Below are 18,677 nucleotides of genomic sequence, written 5' to 3'. Positions count from 1 at the left end.
ACCGCGTGCCGATGCCGCCCGAATGACTTGAATCAAAGGAGGGGGCGCGGGCGTTTCAGGGCGCCGGCGCGTTCGGAAGTGTTCCGGCAGGCGCGGTGCCCCCTGCGCCCGGCACGATGGGTGGCACAGCGCTGGTGCCGCCGACCGCCGGTCCGGCCACGCCCGGTGGGGGCATGAGGATCTGCCGCGTGGCGGGCACCGGCCAGTGGGCCGTGCCGCCGACTTCGGCAATCGCCTTGTTGGTGTCGAAGTAGACCTGCCAGTAGTCGCGGTTGTGGCAATAAGGCCGCACCGCGAGCACGGGCCCGGACGGATTGAACTCGAGAATCTCGACGTCCACGGCAGGCTTCTCGACCACGTTGGGAATCTGCGCGACGCGTGCCTTCAGGCGGGCCACGGCGTCCTTCAGGTCTACCGTATGCGCGAGCTGCGCCGTGAGATCCACGCGCCTGAAGGCGTTGGCGTCGTACACGGTGATGTTGTCGCCGAACACCTTCGTGTTGCCGACGTACACGCGCAGGTTGTCTGCCGTCGTGAGCGTGGTGACGAACAGGCCGATCTCGTCGACCACGCCCGTCACACCGCCCGCGCTGATCATGTCGCCGGACTTGAACGGACGCAGCACGATCAGGAAGATGCCCGACGCGAAATTCGACAGCAGGCCGGACCAGGCGGCCCCGATGGCGATACCGGCGGCGGCAAGCAGGGCAGCGAACGACGTTGTTTCGATGCCGCAGACACTCAGAATGGAAAGGATCAGCGCGATACGCAAGGCAATGCGCATCGTCGATTCGGTATAGCGAACGAGGGTGGGATCGATGTGGCGGCGATTCATCGCGCTGCGAACGAGCCGCGCCAGCAGATTGATGACGATGCCACCGACGATCCAGATGACGACGGCCATCACGATTTTCAGGCCGAACGGCACCAGATAATCGTTGACCAGCTTATCGAGGTCGAACATGTAAGTCTCCGTCGAGCGAGGGTCTGTCGGGAAAACTGCATGAATGCCGCCGGGGCTGGCCGGCCGCGCGCTCTCGGGGTAAACCTTCGATGTCACGCGACGCCAGCGTGCCAATTTGCCCAGCGCTTGTCAATCGCGGGGCAATGAAGATGTGAGGCGGCCCATCGAGGGGGCAGGGAAGGTGGGGGATGGACGACGCCGACGCCTGCGCCAAAAGACAACGGCCCGGGGAACACGATGTTCCCCGGGCCGTGGCGAAGCGATCCGGCGGAAGTAACGTAAGGGCCGGACGCTGGCGACTTACTCCGTCTTGCGCGCGAGTGCGCGGTTGCCGATGTCGTGGCGATACTGCATGCCGTCGAAGCTGATCTGATTGACGGTCTGGTACGCCACGCTCTGCGCGCCGCGTACGGTGTCGGACAGGCCGACTACGCACAGCACGCGTCCGCCCGTGACCTTGAGCACGTTGTCTTCGAGCTGCGTGCCTGCGTGGAACGTCACGCATTCGTCGGTCTCTGCCGGGACTTCCGAGATACGGTCGCCCTTGCGCGGCGTGTCCGGGTAGCCATGCGCGGCTAGCACCACGCCCAGCGCATAACGACGATCCCAGTCGAGTTCGATCTTGTCGAGCGTGCCCGCAATCGCGTGTTCGACCACCACCGAGAAGTCGCCCTTCAGACGCGCCATGATCGGCTGCGTTTCCGGGTCGCCCATGCGGCAATTGAATTCGAGCGTCTTGACGTTGCCGTCGGCGTCGATCATCAGACCGGCGTAGAGGAAGCCGGTGAAGCGAATGCCGTCGGTCTCCATGCCGCGCACCGTCGGCATAATGATCTCGCGCATTACCTTCGCGTGAATCTGCGGCGTGACGATCGGCGCGGGCGAGTAAGCGCCCATGCCGCCCGTATTCGGGCCCTGATCGTTGTCCAGCAGACGCTTGTGATCCTGCGACGTGGCCAGCGGCAGCACGTTCTTGCCGTCGACCATCACGATGAAGCTGGCTTCTTCGCCTTGCAGGAATTCCTCGATCACCACGCGCGCACCGGCGTCGCCGAGCTTGTTGTCCGCGAGCATCATGTCGACGGCGTTGTGCGCCTCTTCCAGCGACATCGCCACGACCACGCCCTTACCGGCGGCCAGACCGTCGGCCTTGATGACGATCGGCGCACCCTTGGCGTCGATGTAAGCGTGCGCGGCGGCCGCGTCCGCAAACGTCTCGTAATCGGCGGTCGGAATGCCGTGACGCTTCATGAACGCCTTGGCGAAGTCCTTCGACGATTCGAGCTGCGCGGCTTCCTTCGTCGGTCCGAAGATCTTCAGGCCACGGGCGCGGAAGATGTTGACGATACCGGCGGCAAGCGGCGTTTCCGGGCCGACGACCGTCAGTGCGATACCTTCGCGTGCGGCGAATTCGGCCAGCACGTTCGGATCGCTGATCGGCACATTGCGCAGACGCTCGTCGAGCGCCGTGCCACCGTTACCCGGCGCGACATAGACCAGTTGAATACGCGGCGATTGGGCAAGCTTCCACGCGAGCGCGTGTTCGCGGCCACCCGAGCCGACAACCATGATCTTCATACTTATTCCCCGATGACGGCGTTGGTGAACACTTCCTGCACGTCGTCGAGGTTTTCGAGCGCGTCGAGCAGCTTTTGCATCTTCACGGCGTCGTCGCCGGTGAATTCCACTTCGGTTTGCGGCTTCATCGTCACTTCGGCGACTTCTGCCTTCAGGCCTGCGGCTTCGAGCTTGTCCTTGACGGACTGGAAGTCGTTGGGCGGGCAAACCACTTCGAAGCTGCCGTCTTCATTGGTGATGACGTCGTCCGCACCGGCGTCGAGCGCCACTTCCATGAGCGTGTCTTCCGGGGTTTCCGGCGAGAACAGGAACTGACCGCAGTGCGTGAAGAGGAATGCGACCGAGCCGTCGGTGCCCATGTTGCCGCCGAACTTCGAGAAGGCGTGACGCACTTCGGCCACCGTACGCACACGGTTGTCCGTCATGGTGTCGACGATCACGGCCGCGCCGTTGATGCCATAGCCTTCGTAGCGGATTTCTTCGTAGTTCGCGCCGTCCAGACCGCCCACGCCGCGATCGATCGCGCGCTTGACGTTGTCCTTGGGCATGTTCGCGTCGGCAGCCTTCTCGACGGCCAGGCGCAGGCGCGGGTTGCTGTCGGCGTCACCGCCGCCCAGGCGGGCTGCGACCGTGATTTCCTTGATCAGACGTGTCCAGACTTTACCGCGCTTGGCATCTGCCGCAGCCTTCTTGTGCTTGATGTTGGCCCATTTGCTATGACCCGCCATGAATTTCTCCGTCGTGCCGCGCTGAGCGGCGAAGTATGCTCTGCCGGCCTGCGCAGTCCGGCGCGGCCAACCGTTGAAACGGGAGCGCCCGCCACCGTGGGGTCGCGGGCGCCGATTGCCTCGCCGCCCCGTCGCCTCGCACGGAGCCTGTCGGTCGCGTGGGGCATTTCGGGGCGGTGCAGTCCGAGCGGCCACCTGTGCCGCTATAATCGGAGGCAATTTTATCATGCCGCCGCACCGTGCCACGGGTGTTTGCTGCGCCGTGTCACGAGCCACGCCGCGTCTACCACAGAGGTCGCTCATGCCCAAGAAGCCCGTGCCGTCGCAAGCGTCGTCCACCGCGACCCCCGCCGCTCCCGTCTCTCCGGCCGCAACATCGACTGCTTCAACGGGTTCCGCTCAAGCATCCGCTCATGGTCCCGATGAGGGGATGGTGATCGCGCGCAACGCCCAGCACCTGCTTGGCCTGCTGCCCGCGATGGGCAACCGCCACGGGCTCATCACCGGCGCGACCGGCACTGGCAAGACCGTCACCCTGCAAGTGATCGCCCAGGCATTTTCGGACATTGGCGTGCCCGTCTTCCTGGCGGACGTCAAAGGCGACCTGACGGGGATCACGCAGCCCGGCGTCGAGACACCCAAGCTCAAGGAGCGCATCGCCAACCTCGGCTTCGACACCCCCGACTGGCACGGCAGCCCCGCCACGCTGTGGGACGTCTTCGGCGAGCAGGGCCACCCCGTGCGCGCCACCATCTCCGATTTGGGGCCGCTCCTGCTCTCTCGCCTGCTGGGCCTGAACGAGACGCAGACCGGTGTGCTCAATCTCGTCTTCAAGATCGCCGACGACAACGGCCTGTTGCTGCTCGACAGCAAGGACCTGCGCGCCATGCTTCAGCATGTGGGCGACAACGCGTCGAACTTCACCACGCAGTACGGCAATATCTCGGCCGCCTCGGTCGGGGCGATCCAGCGCGGGCTGCTCACGCTGGAGCAACAGGGTGCGGACAAGTTCTTCGGCGAGCCAATGCTCAACATCGAAGACTTTATGCAGACCGACGCGCAGGGCCGCGGCATCGTCAACATTCTCGCGGCAGACAAGCTGCTGGCCGCCCCGCGCATCTACGCCACGTTCCTGTTGTGGCTGCTCGCGGAGCTGTTCGAGCGCCTGCCGGAAGTGGGCGATCCCGATAAACCCAAGCTCGTCTTCTTCTTCGACGAGGCGCATCTGCTGTTCAACGAAGCGCCAAAGCTCTTGCTCGAACGCATCGAGCAGATGGTCCGGTTGATTCGTTCGAAGGGCGTCGGCGTGTACTTCGTGACGCAGAACCCGGTCGACGTGCCGGACACGGTGCTCGGCCAGTTGGGCAACCGCGTGCAGCACGCGTTGCGCGCCTATTCGCCGCGCGATCAGAAGGCGGTGAAGGTCGCGGCGCAGACGATGCGCGCTAACCCGTCGCTGGACATCGAGACGGTGATCGGCGAACTGGGCGTCGGTGAGGCCTTGGTGTCGCTGCTCGACGAAAAGGGGCGTCCGGCCATCACGGAGCGCGCCTACATCGCGCCGCCGGCGTCGCGTATCGGGCCGATCACGCCGCAGGAGCGCACGGCGCTGATGGCGGGCTCGCTCGTCGCAGGCGTGTACGAGAAAGCCGTCGACCGCGAGTCGGCGTACGAGAAGCTGGTGGGGCGCACACAGGAGCGGCAGCCGGACGGCACGCCTGCGCCAGCGGGCGGTGCACCCGCCGGGGCCGGTGGTGCGGGTAGCGGTGGCGGCTGGCTCGATTCCCTCGGCGGCCTGCTGGGCGGTAGCGGCTCGCGCAGCAAGGATTCGCCCGTCGAAGCGATGGTCAAAAGCACGATGCGCACCGTCGGCAGTCAGCTCGGTCGCGAAATCGTGCGCGGCGTGCTGGGAAGCATCCTGGGCGGCAACAAGCGCCGGTAAGGCGGATACTGACGCGGATACGGGCGTGCAGCGCGCGCCCGCGTTCACTTGCTTCTCGCGTCTTCTTTGCCCGTGTTGCAGATCCTGCTCCCGTCAAACAATAAAAGGTCGCTCACTCGCCGATGTCCCTCAAATCCTCGCTGGAGCCGGTGCGAACCGGTGTCGCACACGATCCCTTGTGGCTGCGCGCTGCACCGCTCATCTTCCTGTTCCTGTGGTCCGTCGGTTTCACCGTCGCCAAGATCGGTCTGGCGTATGCCGACCCGCTGACCTTCCTGGCGTTGCGTTACGGGCTGGTGCTCGTGGTGCTGGCGCCGCTGGCGGTCGTCATGCGCCCGCCCTTGCCGAAGACGGCGGCGGCATGGGGTCATCTCATCGTCATCGGCCTGCTGATTCAGGCGCTTTATTTCAGTATGACGTATCTGGCGCTGCGACTCGGCGTGTCGGCGGGCAGCGTGGCGCTGATCACGTCGCTGCAACCGATTCTCGTGGCGCTGGCGGTGCCGCATCTGGTGGGCGAGCGCGTGAGCGGGCTGAACTGGATTGGCCTCGGTCTGGGACTGGCGGGGGCGGCGCTGGTGATCGTGGCGCGCTCGGCGGTGGAGGCGACGTCGGCCGTCGGGTTGCTATTGACGTTCGTGGCCCTCGGCGCGATTACGTGCGGCACGCTCTACGAAAAGCGCTTCGGTGTGGGCCAGCACCCGGTGACCTCGAATCTGGTGCAGTACTTCGTCGGGTTCGCGGCGACGCTGCCGCTCGCGTGGTGGCTCGAACCGATGCACGTCGCGTGGACTTGGCAACTCGGCCTGACGCTCGTCTACCTGGTGATCGGCAACTCGATCATCGCGATTTCGTTGCTGCTGGCGATGATCCGGCGCGGCGAGGCGTCGCGTGTGTCGGCGCTGTTCTTCCTCGTGCCGCCCTCGGCGGCGCTCGCGGCGTGGCTGATGGTCGGGGAACATATGCCGCCGTTGGCCTGGGCGGGAATGGTGCTAGCGGCCGTCGGCGTGGCGATGGCTACGCGACGCAAGGCGGCATGAGGTAGGTGCAGCACGGCGCGTCCTCCAAAAGCAAAAGCCCCGGCAGGACCGGGGCTTTCTCATCGCTTCATCGTTTCATCGCATCATCAGTTCTTGGTGCCGAACAGGCGGTCGCCTGCGTCGCCGAGCCCCGGAATGATGTATGCGTGGTCGTCCAGACGCTCGTCGAGCGAGGCGACGTAGAGCTTCACGCCCGGATGCGCGTCGAACAGCACCTTCACGCCTTCGGGCGCGGCCACGAGCGCGAGGAATGCAATGTTCTCGGGCGTGACGCCGCGCTTGATGAGCACGTCGACGGCATGCACGGCCGAGTAACCGGTCGCGACCATCGGATCGCACAGGATGAAGCGTCGGTCGGCCACGTCGGGCAGGCGCACGAGATACTCGACCGGACGATGCTGCTCGTCGCGATACACGCCGATATGGCCGACGCGTGCGGACGGCACCAGATCGAGCAGTCCGTCGCTCATGCCGACACCGGCGCGCAGCACGGGCACGATGGCGAGCTTCTTGCCCGCGATGACCGGGGCGTCCATCTCGACCATCGGCGTGTCGATGCGCTCGGTCGTGAGCGGCAGGTCGCGCGTGATCTCATAACCCATGAGTAACGTGATCTCGCGCAGCAGACCGCGGAACGTGCGCGTCGACGTTTCCTTGTCGCGCATGTGCGAAAGCTTGTGCTGGATCAGCGGGTGATCGCAGATGAAGAGGTTCGGGAATCGGGTGTCTTGTTTCATGGCAGGCAATTTGGGGCTGGGCCGCCGGATCGCCGGGTCGGTATGACCCGGTCGGCGTCGCATGGCGGCGATTTTAGCCGATGCAGACGATGCCGGTCCGGGTTTCGATCCGGTCTGCCCGAAATGCCACTCGAAATACTCTCCCGAATCCGGGCTGAATTCCGATGGCGATTCGCCGAAGGCGCCGCCCCGGACCGGACGCGACGTCACAGCAGCGTTCCTGCGATTCCCTTAGAATCGCTGCAAGACGGCTGCAAGACGCTGAAAAGCGGCCAACGACCAACGCATCACTTGTCTTGAAGGCAGAACATGGATCTGGGAATCAAGGGCCGCACCGCGCTGGTGTGCGGCGCGAGCAAGGGGCTGGGACGCGCTTGCGCACAGGCGCTGGCCGAAGCTGGTGTCAATGTCGTGATCGTCGCGCGCACGGCCGACGCGCTGAACGCCACCGCTGCCGACATCCGTGCGGCCACGGGCGTGAACGTGACCGCGGTGGCCTGCGACATCACCACGCAGCAAGGCCGTGCGCAGGCGCTCGCTGCCTGCCCGCAGCCCGACATCCTTGTGACGAACGCGGGCGGTCCGCCCCCGGGCGACTTCCGCGACTGGCAGCGCGACGACTGGATTCGCGCACTCGACGCCAACATGCTCACGCCCATCGAACTGATCAAGGCCACGGTCGACGGCATGATTGCGCGGGGCTTCGGGCGCATCGTGAACATCACATCGTCCGCCGTGAAAGCACCCATCGACATTCTCGGGCTGTCCAACGGAGCGCGCTCCGGGCTGACCGGCTTTGTCGCCGGACTGGCGCGCACCACCGTGTCGCACAACGTCACCATCAACAATCTGCTGCCGGGCGCGTTCGACACCGATCGTCTGACGGCGACGCTGGAGGCGTCGGCGGCCAAGAACGGTCAGAGCGTCGCGGACACGCGCAGCAAGCGCGCTGCGGCGGTTCCGGCGCGACGCTTCGGCCAGCCCGAGGAGTTCGGCGCGACCTGCGCCTTCCTGTGCAGTGCGCATGCGGGCTATATCGCCGGACAGAACGTGCTGATCGACGGCGGGGCTTACCCTGGCACGTTCTGAGCCGCGCCACGGCGCATCCCTCTATCGGACTCACTGCACTCATCTGCACTCAGGACTCGCATTCATGACGGTTTCGACGGTACCCAAGGTAAGAATTGCGCTGATCGCGCACGACAAGAAGAAGGACGAGATCCTCGCGCTCGCACGCGATTACGTCGAGGTGCTGCGTCAGTGCCAACTCGTCGCGACGGGCACGACGGGCGGGCGCATCGCCACGGAACTCGGTCTGGACGTCGAGCGCATGCTCTCCGGCCCGCACGGTGGCGACTTGCAGATCGGCGCGCAACTGGCCGAGGGGCGCGTGGACATGGTGCTGTTCCTGCGCGACCCCATGACGCCGCAGCCCCACGAACCCGACATCAACGCATTGGTGCGCGCTTGCGACGTGCACAACGTCCCGTGCGCGACGAACAGTTCGACGGCGCGTCTGCTGCTCGAACAACTGATCGTGCGACTGGCCGCCCAACCCGTGGCGTGATCGTCGGCAACGCTGCGCCAAGATACTCAACTGACAGAAAGGAGCGAGGAAGACGACCATGACGAAAGCCATCCGCATCGAACAGAACGGCGGTCCCGAAGTGATGAAGTGGGTCGATGTCGAAGTCGGAGAACCGGGTCCGGGCGAGGCGCGCGTGCGCCATAACGCCGTCGGGCTGAACTACATCGACGTTTATTTCCGCACCGGGTTGTATCCGCAGCCGCTGCCTGCCGGTCTCGGTATGGAAGCTGCCGGTGTGGTCGAGGCGGTGGGCGAGGGCGTGACGCATGTGAAGCCCGGCGACCGCGTGGCCTACGCGAGCCGTCCTTGCGGGGCTTACTCGCAGGCGCGCGTGATGCCCGCCGCACCGCTGGTACGCTTGCCCGACAACATCAGCGACGATCAGGCTGCGGCCATGATGCTGCAAGGCATGACGGCGCAGTACCTGCTGCGTCGCACGTATCCGGTCAAGGCCGGGGACACCATCCTGATTCACGCCGCCGCCGGTGGCGTGGGGCTGATCGTGTGTCAGTGGGCGAAGGCGCTGGGCGCGACCGTGATCGGCACCGTCGGCTCGGACGAGAAGGCCGCGCTGGTGCGTCAGCACGGCTGCGATCACCCGATTGTCTACACCCGCGAGAACTTCGTCGAGCGCGTGAAGGACATTACGGGGGGCGAAGGTGTGCCGGTCGTGTACGACTCCATCGGTAAAGACACCTTCATCGGGTCGCTCGACTGCCTGCGTCCGCTGGGCACGATGGTGAGCTTCGGTAACGCGTCCGGCCCCGTCACGCAAATCAACACGGCGGATCTGGTGTCGCGCGGCTCGTTGTTCTTCACGCGTCCCACGCTGTTCAACTACACCGCCAAGCGCGCCGATCTGGACGCCACGGCCAACGAGTTGTTCGATGTCGTCGGCAAGGGCACGGTCAGGATCGAGGTCAATCAGCGTTACGCGCTGGCCGACGTTGCACAGGCGCATCGCGATCTCGAAGCGCGCAAGACCACCGGGTCGACGTTGCTAATGCCCTGAGCCACTCGCGCGCGTTTGCACGGTTTGCGCGACGCCAATGAAAAAGGACGCCTCGGCGTCCTTTTTCGTTTCCTGCAATTACCCGCCCGCAAGCACCCGACAGCGCCCCGTCAGCGCATGTCAGGCCCGCTGAGTGAACACATGCGCGCGCGCGTCCTCGCGCACATCGACCGGCAGGCGCTTGATGAGCCAGTGGACCACCGTGCCGATCACGACCACGTCGTCGAGCAAACCGAACACCGGCACGAAATCCGGGATCAGATCGATGGGGCTGAGCAGATAGACCGCGAGCAACACCACAACAGGCAACAGCCAGCGCGGACGGCGCGGGTCACGGGCCGCATGCCAGAGCACGCGGAAATCATGGCGGGCGATTTGCCACAGTCGAAGAAAACGCTTCACTTGCAGACTCCTGGTACCAATGCGTCCGCCGGTAAGCCCCGGTCAGGGCCGGGTAACGTTGGACGCTGAAACACGATTACACTCAATCGACACGAACGTCGTTCAATGCCTATCTAATATCGTGCAATTTGTCTCGATTATACGCAATCGGCTTGCTGCGCGCCGCCGTGCTTCACCGCCGCCGGCATGCATTCCATGCGTAACAATGAACTAAGACATCGCCCGGCCAGGACGGTTTCATCGGTGCGGGAAAGCAGGGGAGGGGGGCAATGGCGGGGCTGTCGTCGCGAGGCCTGCAAAAAGGAGGGGCGTCCGGGATAGCGGTTGCGGCGGGATTGTGGCGGCGGGATAATTCCCGGGCCGACGTGGTCAATCCTACTTTCCCCTTTCGTCCCTCTTTTTTCGGACGCATCCAAACGCCATCATGACCGACGCTCAAGATCCGAAATCGCCGCAGCAGCCGTCCAAGCCCGAATCCGATACGAGTAAGAGCGCAACCTCGCCGACGGTCCCGGCCGCACCGGCACACGAATCCGCAAAACACAGCGACTCACCTGCGGACTCGCCTGCGACGCGTTCGTCCGAGTACGTGGAGCCCGCGTCGCCTGCGACGCCGCGTCCCACGGGAAAGCCGGTGGCCGGTACCGCCGAAGGTTCCGGCGACATGCCGCCTAATCCCGACACGCTGACACGTCCTGCACCGCCTTCCGAGGCGGCCAGCGCCACGCGCGCGGATGGATCGGACGATTCGAAGGCCGAGACGCCCGCGTCCGGCGCGCCAGCGGCCAGGCCCGCCGCGCCTGCGTCGGCCGCTGAGGTGGCGTCCGACCGCAATCCGATCGGCTCACCCGTTCCAAAATCCGGCGACGACGTGAAGGCAGCCGGTGTGGGGAGTGCCGGGGGCAACATCGGCGAAACCGGGGCAGGTGCTACTGGTGGCGCGGGTGGCGGTGCAGGCGGTGGTGAGCCGCCGCATCAGCCGTCGTTCGGCGCGACCGGGCCGCGTCCGGGCAGTCCGGCGTCGATGGGCGGTCAGCCGTCGTACTTGCAGGCGGGGGACTCGCCGTGGTCGGTCCTGCGCCGGATCATGTCCGCGCGCTTTCGCGCCTGGTACGACCGCGCCGGTCAGCGCATCACGCAACGCACGCTGAAGATCGGTATCTCGGCACGTATCTTCCATCCGGAGCCGGGTTCGAAGGGATTGCGCAGCAAAACGCTGCAATACCTCGAAGAGTCGATTGCGCACTGGGTGATGTCGCGCGATGTGCTCGTCTTCATGATTCCGACGGTGGACACGCAAGGCTTGCTTCACCCGAGCCACATTCGTCTGCACGATTACGCGAAGCACCTCGACGGGCTGGTCTTGCAGGGCGGGGCGGACGTCTCGCCGCTCACCTATTCGGAAGTGGCGACGCGTCACGAATGGCAGGGCGACCGCATGCGCGACATGTACGAACTCGAGTTGCTCCATGAGTTTGTCGAGCAGGGCAAGCCGATTCTCGGCGTCTGCCGTGGCTGCCAACTGATCAACGTGGCGTTCGGCGGCACGTTGCATCAGGACATTGCGACGGATTTGCCCGTAGCGATCCCGCACGTCACGGAAACGTACGAGCACAATCGTCACACGCTGACCTTCCCGGAAGGTTCGTCGCTCGCGCAGATGCTGGCGCCGGTCGATGTGCCCATCGTCAACTCGATTCACCACCAGTCGGTCAAGACGCTGGGGCGCGATTTGAGCGTGGAGGCGGTGTGTGCGGAGGACGGTGTGGTGGAGGCGATTCGCTACCGCAAGGCACCGTTCGTGATGGGCTTGCAGTGGCACCCGGAATTCCACCGCGCAGGCGGTCCGGAGTTTCTCGATTGCACGCCGGTGCTGGACAACTTCCTGCGTGCCGCACGCGAAACGCGTTTCTGATGTGACACGCCGTCGGGCGGCGCTGTTCGATGCAGCGCCGTAATGTCCCGGCAATACGGCAATACGTGCGCGCAATAAAAAATGGCAGCCCGAAGGCTGCCATTTTCATGTCGGGAGCACCGCGATACAACTGCCGGTGCTCACGCCACTTCGATGCTTAGAAGCGGTGACGGATGCCCGTGCCCACAACGGTTTGCGAGCTGGTCGACGACATACCGCCGGCAGCGCCGACACCGGCTTGGAGGCCCGTGCCTTCGTTGTCGGAGATGTGCTGGTACGAACCCGTCAGGTACACATCGGTGCGCTTCGACAGACGGTAGTCAGCTTGCAGCGTAACGGTGTGGAACTTCGGCTTCTTGTCCGTCGAATCTTGCTTGGCCATCGTGTACGTGTACGCGGCCGACAGCGAGACTGCCGGGGTCAGCATGTAGCGACCGTTGACTTCGAAGTTGTCGAACTTCAGACCGTCGTTGCCGAAGGCAACTGCGGTGCTGTTGTAGTTCAGACCCGTCAGACCTTGCAGTTGGGTGTGGGTGTACACCAGGCCGACCGTTGCCGGGCCGAAGGCGTAGTTACCACCGATACCCCAGACGCGTTGCTTCGACGACTGGAACACCGAATCACCACCCGTCGACGTGTCGACAGCGCCCGTGCCGTTGTTGTTACCCGGATTGCCTTGGCGCTCCAAGTAAGCAGCAGCCACCGTCAGCGGGCCGTTTGCGTAGTTCACGCCGGCGCTGAATGCACGGTTGTTGGCGAAGTCGCCGGCCTTGTTCGAGAAGCCATACAGGCCGCCGAACGTCAGGCCGTTGTAGTTGGCGCTCGAGTACTTGACCGAGTTGTTCACACGGAACGAGTTGTTCGTGTTGTCGTTGTCATACGGGTGCGAAGCGATCGTGCCGCCGAACGACGAACCGTTCAGCGTCAGCGGTGCCAGGTAGTCGACCAGCGAGTCGTATTGACGACCGATCGTCACAGCGCCGAAGCGATCGTTTTGCAGACCAACGAAGGCTTGACGACCGAACATGCGGCCGTTTTGGCCCGACGTGCCGTTGTTGATAGAGAAACCGTTTTCCAGCACGAAGATGGCCTTGTTACCGCCACCCAGATCTTCCGAGCCCTTCAGGCCCCAACGGCTGCCGTTGACCAGGCCGCTCGTTGCACGGAAGTTCTTCGAACCCGAAGCCGACGACGTGGTCGAGTTGCTCGTGTAAGCGATGCCGGCGTCGATCAAGCCGTACAGGGTGACGCTGCTTTGAGCGTGCGCGGTCATCGAGAACGCGCCGACGACGGCAGCGGCAAGAAGAGTTTTTTTCATGGTTTAAGCTCCAGTAACGTGACACGAATCGCAGAATTCGCGTGTAAACAGAACGCGGCGAAACAGAACATGTCGAGGTGACGATTCATCACGCTTCATCACTCGCGGACCCGTACAGCTATCGGCACTGCTCTGTTGACAGGGGGCAGTGTATGAGTCACCGCTACTCCCGCCTATTTCAGAATCCGCAAGAATCTATTTCAGATATGAAAAGAATTCGTGAGACACGTCCTAAAGCATTGTCGGACAAGGGGTTGGCTTGATTAAGCCTAGGCGAGAAATCGCGATGCAAGCGATGTGTGTTGCGCTCGGGACACAGTGTGGTGTGCAAGTGAAAGCGCGTGCCAAGCATTGCCAGCACGGGTTTTGCGCGCGACATGCATGTTCGCGTTAAGTTCCATCGCAGTGAATGCACGCATCAGTGACGGCTCGCGCCCGATGCGTTGTGTGAAAAGTGCGATGTGAATGTGTGTGAAGACGTGAGGTGCGAGTGAGTGCCGGTGAGTGTGTTGGCGCGATGTGCGACGTCGCTATAAAGAGAACGATTCATCGTCGTGTCGGGTGGCTGCCATCTCGCTGTCATTCGGCTCACGTACTCGCGCGCATTGAGCCATTTCTGAGATGTTGGCAAGCGCGTGTAATCGGCGCGAGCGAAAAAGGCCTTTATTTATGGGGTTTTACGGACTATTGCGAGTCGCCGAATAAATCATTGCGTCGAATGATGACAATGATTTTCGGGTGCGCACCTATACTACGTTCCGCGAGAAGTAGACTTTTGCGTTGAGTGAAAAGTCTCCAAACCTTGGCGCGGCCTCATTGGCCGCGCTTTTTTTTGGTTCATCGCGCAATAGCGTGGAGGGATTTGACAAGTTTTCGTACTCTTGATGGCAGGAATTTGCCATCAGGAGTGCGTGGAGATGCTGGATCGCAAGCTGCTGGAGTCGCTGGGAGGCTGGCAGGGCTATGCCGTCGAACGCGTGGAGTGGCCCGAGGGCACAGGGCGCACGCTGTCGATCTATTTGAAGCCAACCGCCAAGGTGATGCTGTGCGAGCAGTGCGGCGCACGATGTCGCCAGGTCCATGAGACCACGGTGCGCCGGGTGCGAGATCTGCCGTTATTTGAGTACCGGGTTGTTCTTCATGTTCCACGCCGGCGCTTGTTGTGTGAGCAATGCGGTGGCCCGCGCCTGGAGCGGCTTACTTGGCTGGGTCGCTACCAGCGGGTGACGGATCGGCTTGCGGCGGCCTGCAGCCAATTGCTGCAATCGAGCAACGTGCAGGCGGTGGCGAGGTTCTTCGAGCTGGGTTGGCATACCGTCAAGACGCTGGACAAGGCCCGGCTCCGAGCGTCAGTGCGCGAACCGGATTGGTCCAGGATCGAGTATTTAGCGATGGACGAGTTCGCCCTGCATAAAGGGCATCGGTACGCGACGGTAGTCGTCGATCCGATCAGCAGGCAGGTGCTGTGGATCGGCCCAGGACGCTCACGCGAGACGGCTCGGGCGTTCTTCGAGCAATTGCCGCGTGGGGTCGCCCAACGCATCAAGGCCGTAGCCATCGACATGACTACGGCCTACGAGTTAGAAATCCAGGCCCACTGCCCACGGGCGGAGATCGTCTATGACTTGTTCCATGTCGTGGCCAAGTACGGACGAGAGGTCATTGATCGGGTGCGCGTGGATCAGGCCAACCAACTGCGCCAGGACCGTCCCGCGCGCCGGGTCATCAAATCGAGCCGCTGGCTGTTATTGCGCAACCGCGACAAGCTAGACCGGCAGCAGGCCGTCCGGCTCGACGAATTGCTGCAAGCCAACCAGCCGCTGCTGACGGTCTATGTCCTGAGGGACGAACTCAAGCGGCTCTGGTTCTACCGAAGACCTGCCTGGGCAAAACAAGCCTGGCACCACTGGTGCGAGCAGGCCGAGCAAAGCGGAATAGCCCCCTTGAACACCTTCGCTCAGCGTCTGAAAGGCTATCTGCATGGCATCCTGGCCAGATGCCGACATCGTCTAAACACCAGCATCGTTGAGGGCATTAACAACACTATCAAGGTCATTAAGCGGCGCGCCTACGGCTACCGAGACCAGGAATACTTCTTCCTCAAAATCCGCGCCGCCTTCCCCGGTAATGCTCAATGAACCTTTTTTTTGCCTGCGAATTATTCGCCTGCGATTCTTGTGTCGGGGCTAGGCGTAGTGCCTTGTGCTGAGGGCTTCGCCGCAATCGCGAACATGCGGAATGCTCAACTGCTTGAGCTTGCGATACAGCGATGCACGACAGAATCCTAACGTGCGCGCGGCCGCTGAAATGTTCCAGCGATGTTGTGCAAGCGCCTGCAGAATGCGTTCGCGTTCCTGATCGTGCGGTTCGTGGGACGCATCGTGTGCACGATATTGCGTGTGCGAAGCAAGGCTCGCAGCATAGGCCGTTTCCTCGATCCGAGCGTCGCGCGGCGCCTCATGGCGATTCGCCGGGTACGACGAATGCAACGCAGGCGAGAACGCAAGTTCCGGCGGCAGATCGTCCACACACAAACGTTCCCCACTCGTCACGGCACACGCATATCGCAATGCCGCGCGCATCTGACGCAAATTCCCCGGCCACGCATGCGCGAGAAGACACGAGAGCGCGTCGGACGTCACACGCGCGAGCGCCTGGTCGACACGCAGGCCCGGCCATTCGTCGCACAACATGCGCGCGATCAGCTCGCGCTTGTCGTCGCGCTCACGCAAGGTGGGCAGCGTCAGCACGCCGACGGCGATCCGGTAGTAGAGGTCTTCACGGAACGTGCCTTGTGCGACAGCGCTTGCCAGATCCTGATGCGTGGCACAGATCAGTTGGACATCGATCGGCACCGGCTGACTCGCCCCTAGCGGTGTGACTTCGCGTTCCGATAGCACGCGCAGCAAACGCGTCTGCATCGCGTACGGCATGTCGCCGATTTCGTCGAGGAACAGCGTGCCGCCATCGGCTTGCTGCATCTTCCCTTTCATTCCCCCGGGTAACGCGCCGGAGAAAGCGCCGCGCTGATAGCCGAAGAGCTCGCTCTCGATGAGATGCTCCGGCAGCGACGCCGTGTTGATTGCGACGAACGACTGTGCGCGTCGCTCGCTGTATTCATGTAATGCGCGGGCGAGAAACTCTTTGCCGGTCCCCGTCTCACCGAGGATCAGCACGGGCAGGCCACGGTCGACGAAGCGTTTGCCGCGCGCGAGCAGATCGCGCATGCGGGCATCGGTGCCGCACAGATCGTCGATGTCGAGGTAATCGGGGCGATGTTGACGGGAGGCTGGGGCCGGGGCTGGCACGCGGACGACGCGCTCGGCCAGTGCGGCGATGTTGTTGAATGCGGTATTGGCACTATGGGCAGTGGCTGCGCCGAGGGGGGCGGCGTGGCCGACAGGTCGAGCGGGGGCGGGCGCTACAGCGAGGTGAGCGGGCATGACTTGTCTCCTTCTCGTATTGGTACGAAAGGGCGCCGTCGGTGGCTTGTGGCCTGGCGATTCCTGACGTCTCTTTATGTCGCGGCCGGCTCGGGTGACCTACCGCCAAAGCAGGATACGACCGCGCAGTCATAACATCCAATACAATATTGATGCGCTATTAATACCTCAGGGGTATCAAATGATCGAGTTGCGCCATTTTCAGTACTTCGTGGTGCTCGCGCAGACCCTGCACTTCGGCCGCGCGGCCCAGCAGTTACATATCTCCCAGCCGCCGCTCTCGCGTCAGATTGCCTTGATGGAAGCGGAACTGGGCGTGCAGTTGTTCGAGCGGACGAATCGCAGCGTGCGTCTCACGCGGGCGGGCAATCGCTTCTATCAGGATGCAGTGGAAATCCTCAACGCCGTCGATCGGGCGCGTCGCAACGTGGTGGCGGCAAGCCGTGGGGAAGACGGTGCGATTACGGTCGGTTTCATGATGTCTTCGGCATACAACATCTTGCCAGCGCTCACCCGGACGTACGCGGCGGCGTTCTCGCGCGTCGACATGAAGCTTGCGGAGACGCTGCCGAACCTGCTGGCAGAGGCCGTACGCGCGGGCCAGACCGACGTCGGCATCATGTATCGTCCCGAGGATCTGACCGGTTTGGACACGGCCACGGTGTTTCGCGAAGAGATGGTGGCGGTGATTCCCCGCACGCACCCGCTGGCGAAGGTCCGCGTGCTCGACGCCGCGCAACTCGCCGAGGAGTCGTTCGTGAGCATTCCGCGCGAGATCGCGCCGCTTGTCTACGATCTGGTCGTGACCCACTGCCGCCGCTCGGGGTTCTCGCCGCACATCCGGCTCGAAACGAACCTTCAGCAGACGATCATCAACCTCGTGGGGGAGGGGCTGGGGGTGGCGATGGTGCCGATGTCGATGAGTAGTGCGAGTGCGTCCGGCAATGCGGTGTTCAAGCCGCTGCGCAATGCGCCGGTGGCCGAGGTGGCGCTGTTATGGAGTCGGGACAATCACAACCCGTGCGTGGCGACGTTCGTGGAGAATGCGCGCAGCGTGTGGCGCGAGATGCAGCGCGCACCGGGCGCGCGGCTGGTGCCCGATCTGCCGGACACCAGCGTGCTTTGAGCCTGGCGGGCTAAGGCGCGGTGAGCGCGACGATCGCGTCGCGCCTGCCCTCGTCAGATTTCCAGAATCCCGGCGGCGACGAAGCCGCCGTCGACCGGCAGGATATGGCCGGTGACATACGACGCGTCGTCCGACGCGAGAAAGCTCACCGCACCGGCGATTTCATGCGGCTGTCCGTAGCGCCCGAGCGGCGTCGTCTCCGTGTAGTGACGGCGCGAAACGTCCGAGTGCAGCACTTTGGTCAGCGGCGTGTCGATGGGGCCGGGGGCGATCCCATTGGCGGTGATGCCGAAGGGGGCAAGTTCGATGGCCATCTGGCGCGTCAGCCCGATCACGGCCGCCTTCGACGTGCCGTATGCCGTGCGTCCGGCGCTGGCAAGAATGCCCGCGACCGACGCCAGATTGACGATCCGTCCCCAGCGCTGCTCGCGCATGAGACGCGCGGCGTGCTGCCCGCATAGCAGGGTGCCCGTCAGATTGACGGCCATGACCTGATGCCAGTGATCGAGCGGGTAGTCGAGAAACGGGAACGTCTTGGCGACGCCCGCATTGTTCACCAGCACGTCGCAGCGCCCGTGCCGCCTGGCAATCTGTGCAAAGCCGTCGGCAATCGACGCCTCCTCGCCCACGTTCATGCCCAGCGCCCACGCGCGCCCGCCCGACGCACTCAGCGCTGCGGCCGTCTCAGTCGCCGCACCTTCGTTCAGATCGGCCACGACGACCGTCATGCCATCCTTGACCAAACGTTCGCAAATGGCGGCGCCGATACCCATTCCACCGCCCGTGACTACTGCTACCTTCTCCGTCATGCTATGGACTCCTAAATGTACTGATGGCTACAGCACGGGCCCCGCCGCCAGCTGTGCGGCGGAGCCCGTCGGTGA

16 protein-coding genes are annotated in these 18,677 nt (G+C 63.7%); 8 read left to right on the top strand and 8 right to left on the bottom strand.

The window, feature by feature from the left end; genetic code table 11:
- Positions 1-55 precede the first annotated feature (55 nt).
- The 3 genes from MB84_RS18920 to MB84_RS18910 form a co-directional block, all read right to left on the bottom strand.
- A complete protein-coding gene (locus MB84_RS18920; protein WP_046292876.1) occupies positions 56-964 on the bottom strand; it encodes a mechanosensitive ion channel family protein in 909 nt (302 codons plus the stop codon).
- Between the two features lie 300 nt (positions 965-1,264).
- The gene (gene purD, locus MB84_RS18915; protein ID WP_046292875.1) at positions 1,265-2,542 is read right to left on the bottom strand and encodes a phosphoribosylamine--glycine ligase; all 1,278 of its coding nucleotides are present in this window, start codon (positions 2,540-2,542) and stop codon (positions 1,265-1,267) included.
- A gap of 2 nt (positions 2,543-2,544) precedes the next feature.
- Positions 2,545-3,270 (bottom strand): YebC/PmpR family DNA-binding transcriptional regulator, encoded by a 726-nt coding sequence (locus MB84_RS18910; RefSeq protein ID WP_046292874.1) that lies wholly within the window; start codon positions 3,268-3,270, stop codon positions 2,545-2,547.
- Between the two features lie 430 nt (positions 3,271-3,700).
- Here MB84_RS18910 and MB84_RS18905 point away from each other — a divergent pair, with 430 nt between their 5' ends.
- Together MB84_RS18905 and MB84_RS18900 are read left to right on the top strand one after the other, a co-directional pair.
- The gene (locus MB84_RS18905; protein ID WP_046292873.1) at positions 3,701-5,212 is read left to right on the top strand and encodes a helicase HerA-like domain-containing protein; all 1,512 of its coding nucleotides are present in this window, start codon (positions 3,701-3,703) and stop codon (positions 5,210-5,212) included.
- A 122-nt stretch (positions 5,213-5,334) separates the two neighbouring features.
- A complete protein-coding gene (locus MB84_RS18900; protein WP_046292872.1) occupies positions 5,335-6,252 on the top strand; it encodes a DMT family transporter in 918 nt (305 codons plus the stop codon).
- 86 nt (positions 6,253-6,338) lie between these two features.
- Here MB84_RS18900 and upp read toward each other — a convergent pair whose 3' ends face one another.
- The gene (gene upp, locus MB84_RS18895) at positions 6,339-6,989 is read right to left on the bottom strand and encodes a uracil phosphoribosyltransferase (protein WP_046292871.1); all 651 of its coding nucleotides are present in this window, start codon (positions 6,987-6,989) and stop codon (positions 6,339-6,341) included.
- 309 nt (positions 6,990-7,298) lie between these two features.
- Here upp and MB84_RS18890 point away from each other — a divergent pair, with 309 nt between their 5' ends.
- The 3 genes from MB84_RS18890 to MB84_RS18880 all read left to right on the top strand — a co-directional run bounded on the left by MB84_RS18890 (position 7,299) and on the right by MB84_RS18880 (position 9,589).
- Entirely contained in the window at positions 7,299-8,078 is a 780-nt protein-coding gene (locus tag MB84_RS18890) for an SDR family oxidoreductase (RefSeq protein WP_046292870.1), read from the top strand.
- Between the two features lie 64 nt (positions 8,079-8,142).
- Complete coding sequence (locus tag MB84_RS18885) at positions 8,143-8,556, top strand: methylglyoxal synthase (RefSeq protein ID WP_046292869.1); 414 nt, start codon at positions 8,143-8,145, stop codon at positions 8,554-8,556.
- A 58-nt stretch (positions 8,557-8,614) separates the two neighbouring features.
- Positions 8,615-9,589 carry a quinone oxidoreductase family protein gene (locus MB84_RS18880; RefSeq protein ID WP_046292868.1) on the top strand — a complete coding sequence of 325 codons (975 nt, stop codon included), beginning with the start codon at positions 8,615-8,617 and terminating at the stop codon, positions 9,587-9,589.
- Positions 9,590-9,709: 120 nt separating this feature from the next.
- Here the strand turns inward: MB84_RS18880 and MB84_RS18875 are convergent, their stop codons facing one another.
- Positions 9,710-9,991: a YkvA family protein gene (locus MB84_RS18875; protein WP_046292867.1), complete on the bottom strand. Its 282-nt coding sequence runs from the start codon at positions 9,989-9,991 to the stop codon at positions 9,710-9,712.
- Positions 9,992-10,415: 424 nt separating this feature from the next.
- Here MB84_RS18875 and MB84_RS18870 point away from each other — a divergent pair, with 424 nt between their 5' ends.
- Positions 10,416-11,906, top strand: coding sequence for a type 1 glutamine amidotransferase (locus MB84_RS18870; protein ID WP_046292866.1), 1,491 nt, complete (start codon positions 10,416-10,418; stop codon positions 11,904-11,906).
- 157 nt (positions 11,907-12,063) lie between these two features.
- Here the strand turns inward: MB84_RS18870 and MB84_RS18865 are convergent, their stop codons facing one another.
- Positions 12,064-13,224, bottom strand: a complete 1,161-nt coding sequence (locus tag MB84_RS18865; protein WP_046292865.1) for a porin — start codon at positions 13,222-13,224, stop codon at positions 12,064-12,066.
- Positions 13,225-14,141: 917 nt separating this feature from the next.
- Here MB84_RS18865 and MB84_RS18860 point away from each other — a divergent pair.
- Positions 14,142-15,362: an ISL3 family transposase gene (locus tag MB84_RS18860; protein WP_046289972.1), complete on the top strand. Its 1,221-nt coding sequence runs from the start codon at positions 14,142-14,144 to the stop codon at positions 15,360-15,362.
- Between the two features lie 48 nt (positions 15,363-15,410).
- Here the strand turns inward: MB84_RS18860 and MB84_RS18855 are convergent, their stop codons facing one another.
- A complete protein-coding gene (locus MB84_RS18855; protein WP_084009868.1) occupies positions 15,411-16,667 on the bottom strand; it encodes a sigma-54-dependent Fis family transcriptional regulator in 1,257 nt (418 codons plus the stop codon).
- A 181-nt stretch (positions 16,668-16,848) separates the two neighbouring features.
- Between MB84_RS18855 and MB84_RS18850 the strand changes: the two genes are divergently transcribed.
- A complete protein-coding gene (locus tag MB84_RS18850; protein WP_039400645.1) occupies positions 16,849-17,793 on the top strand; it encodes a LysR family transcriptional regulator in 945 nt (314 codons plus the stop codon).
- Positions 17,794-17,846: 53 nt separating this feature from the next.
- On the opposite strand, the gene MB84_RS18845 is transcribed toward MB84_RS18850, so the two are convergent.
- On the bottom strand, positions 17,847-18,602 hold the full coding sequence (locus tag MB84_RS18845; protein ID WP_046292864.1) for an SDR family NAD(P)-dependent oxidoreductase: 756 nt from the start codon (positions 18,600-18,602) through the stop codon (positions 17,847-17,849).
- Positions 18,603-18,677 lie beyond the last annotated feature (75 nt).

The sequence above is a fragment of the Pandoraea oxalativorans genome (assembly GCF_000972785.3).
GTDB classification, from domain to species: domain Bacteria; phylum Pseudomonadota; class Gammaproteobacteria; order Burkholderiales; family Burkholderiaceae; genus Pandoraea; species Pandoraea oxalativorans.
Note: the sequence above shows the minus strand (reverse complement) of the source record. Positions and strands in the feature narration are given on the sequence as shown.

Bases quoted from the DNA above. Each gene is read 5' to 3' on its own strand.
- MB84_RS18860 (WP_046289972.1), top strand. From the start codon at position 14,142: ATGCTGGATCGCAAGCTGCTGGAGTCGCTGGGAGGCTGGCAGGGCTAT.
- MB84_RS18905 (WP_046292873.1), top strand. From the start codon at position 3,701: ATGGTGATCGCGCGCAACGCCCAGCACCTGCTTGGCCTGCTGCCCGCG.
- purD (WP_046292875.1), bottom strand. From the start codon at position 2,542: ATGAAGATCATGGTTGTCGGCTCGGGTGGCCGCGAACACGCGCTCGCG.
- MB84_RS18885 (WP_046292869.1), top strand. From the start codon at position 8,143: ATGACGGTTTCGACGGTACCCAAGGTAAGAATTGCGCTGATCGCGCAC.
- MB84_RS18865 (WP_046292865.1), bottom strand. From the start codon at position 13,224: ATGAAAAAAACTCTTCTTGCCGCTGCCGTCGTCGGCGCGTTCTCGATG.
- MB84_RS18910 (WP_046292874.1), bottom strand. From the start codon at position 3,270: ATGGCGGGTCATAGCAAATGGGCCAACATCAAGCACAAGAAGGCTGCG.
- MB84_RS18890 (WP_046292870.1), top strand. From the start codon at position 7,299: ATGGATCTGGGAATCAAGGGCCGCACCGCGCTGGTGTGCGGCGCGAGC.
- MB84_RS18850 (WP_039400645.1), top strand. From the start codon at position 16,849: ATGATCGAGTTGCGCCATTTTCAGTACTTCGTGGTGCTCGCGCAGACC.
- MB84_RS18870 (WP_046292866.1), top strand. From the start codon at position 10,416: ATGACCGACGCTCAAGATCCGAAATCGCCGCAGCAGCCGTCCAAGCCC.
- MB84_RS18855 (WP_084009868.1), bottom strand. From the start codon at position 16,667: ATGCCCGCTCACCTCGCTGTAGCGCCCGCCCCCGCTCGACCTGTCGGC.
- MB84_RS18920 (WP_046292876.1), bottom strand. From the start codon at position 964: ATGTTCGACCTCGATAAGCTGGTCAACGATTATCTGGTGCCGTTCGGC.
- MB84_RS18900 (WP_046292872.1), top strand. From the start codon at position 5,335: ATGTCCCTCAAATCCTCGCTGGAGCCGGTGCGAACCGGTGTCGCACAC.
- upp (WP_046292871.1), bottom strand. From the start codon at position 6,989: ATGAAACAAGACACCCGATTCCCGAACCTCTTCATCTGCGATCACCCG.
- MB84_RS18880 (WP_046292868.1), top strand. From the start codon at position 8,615: ATGACGAAAGCCATCCGCATCGAACAGAACGGCGGTCCCGAAGTGATG.
- MB84_RS18845 (WP_046292864.1), bottom strand. From the start codon at position 18,602: ATGACGGAGAAGGTAGCAGTAGTCACGGGCGGTGGAATGGGTATCGGC.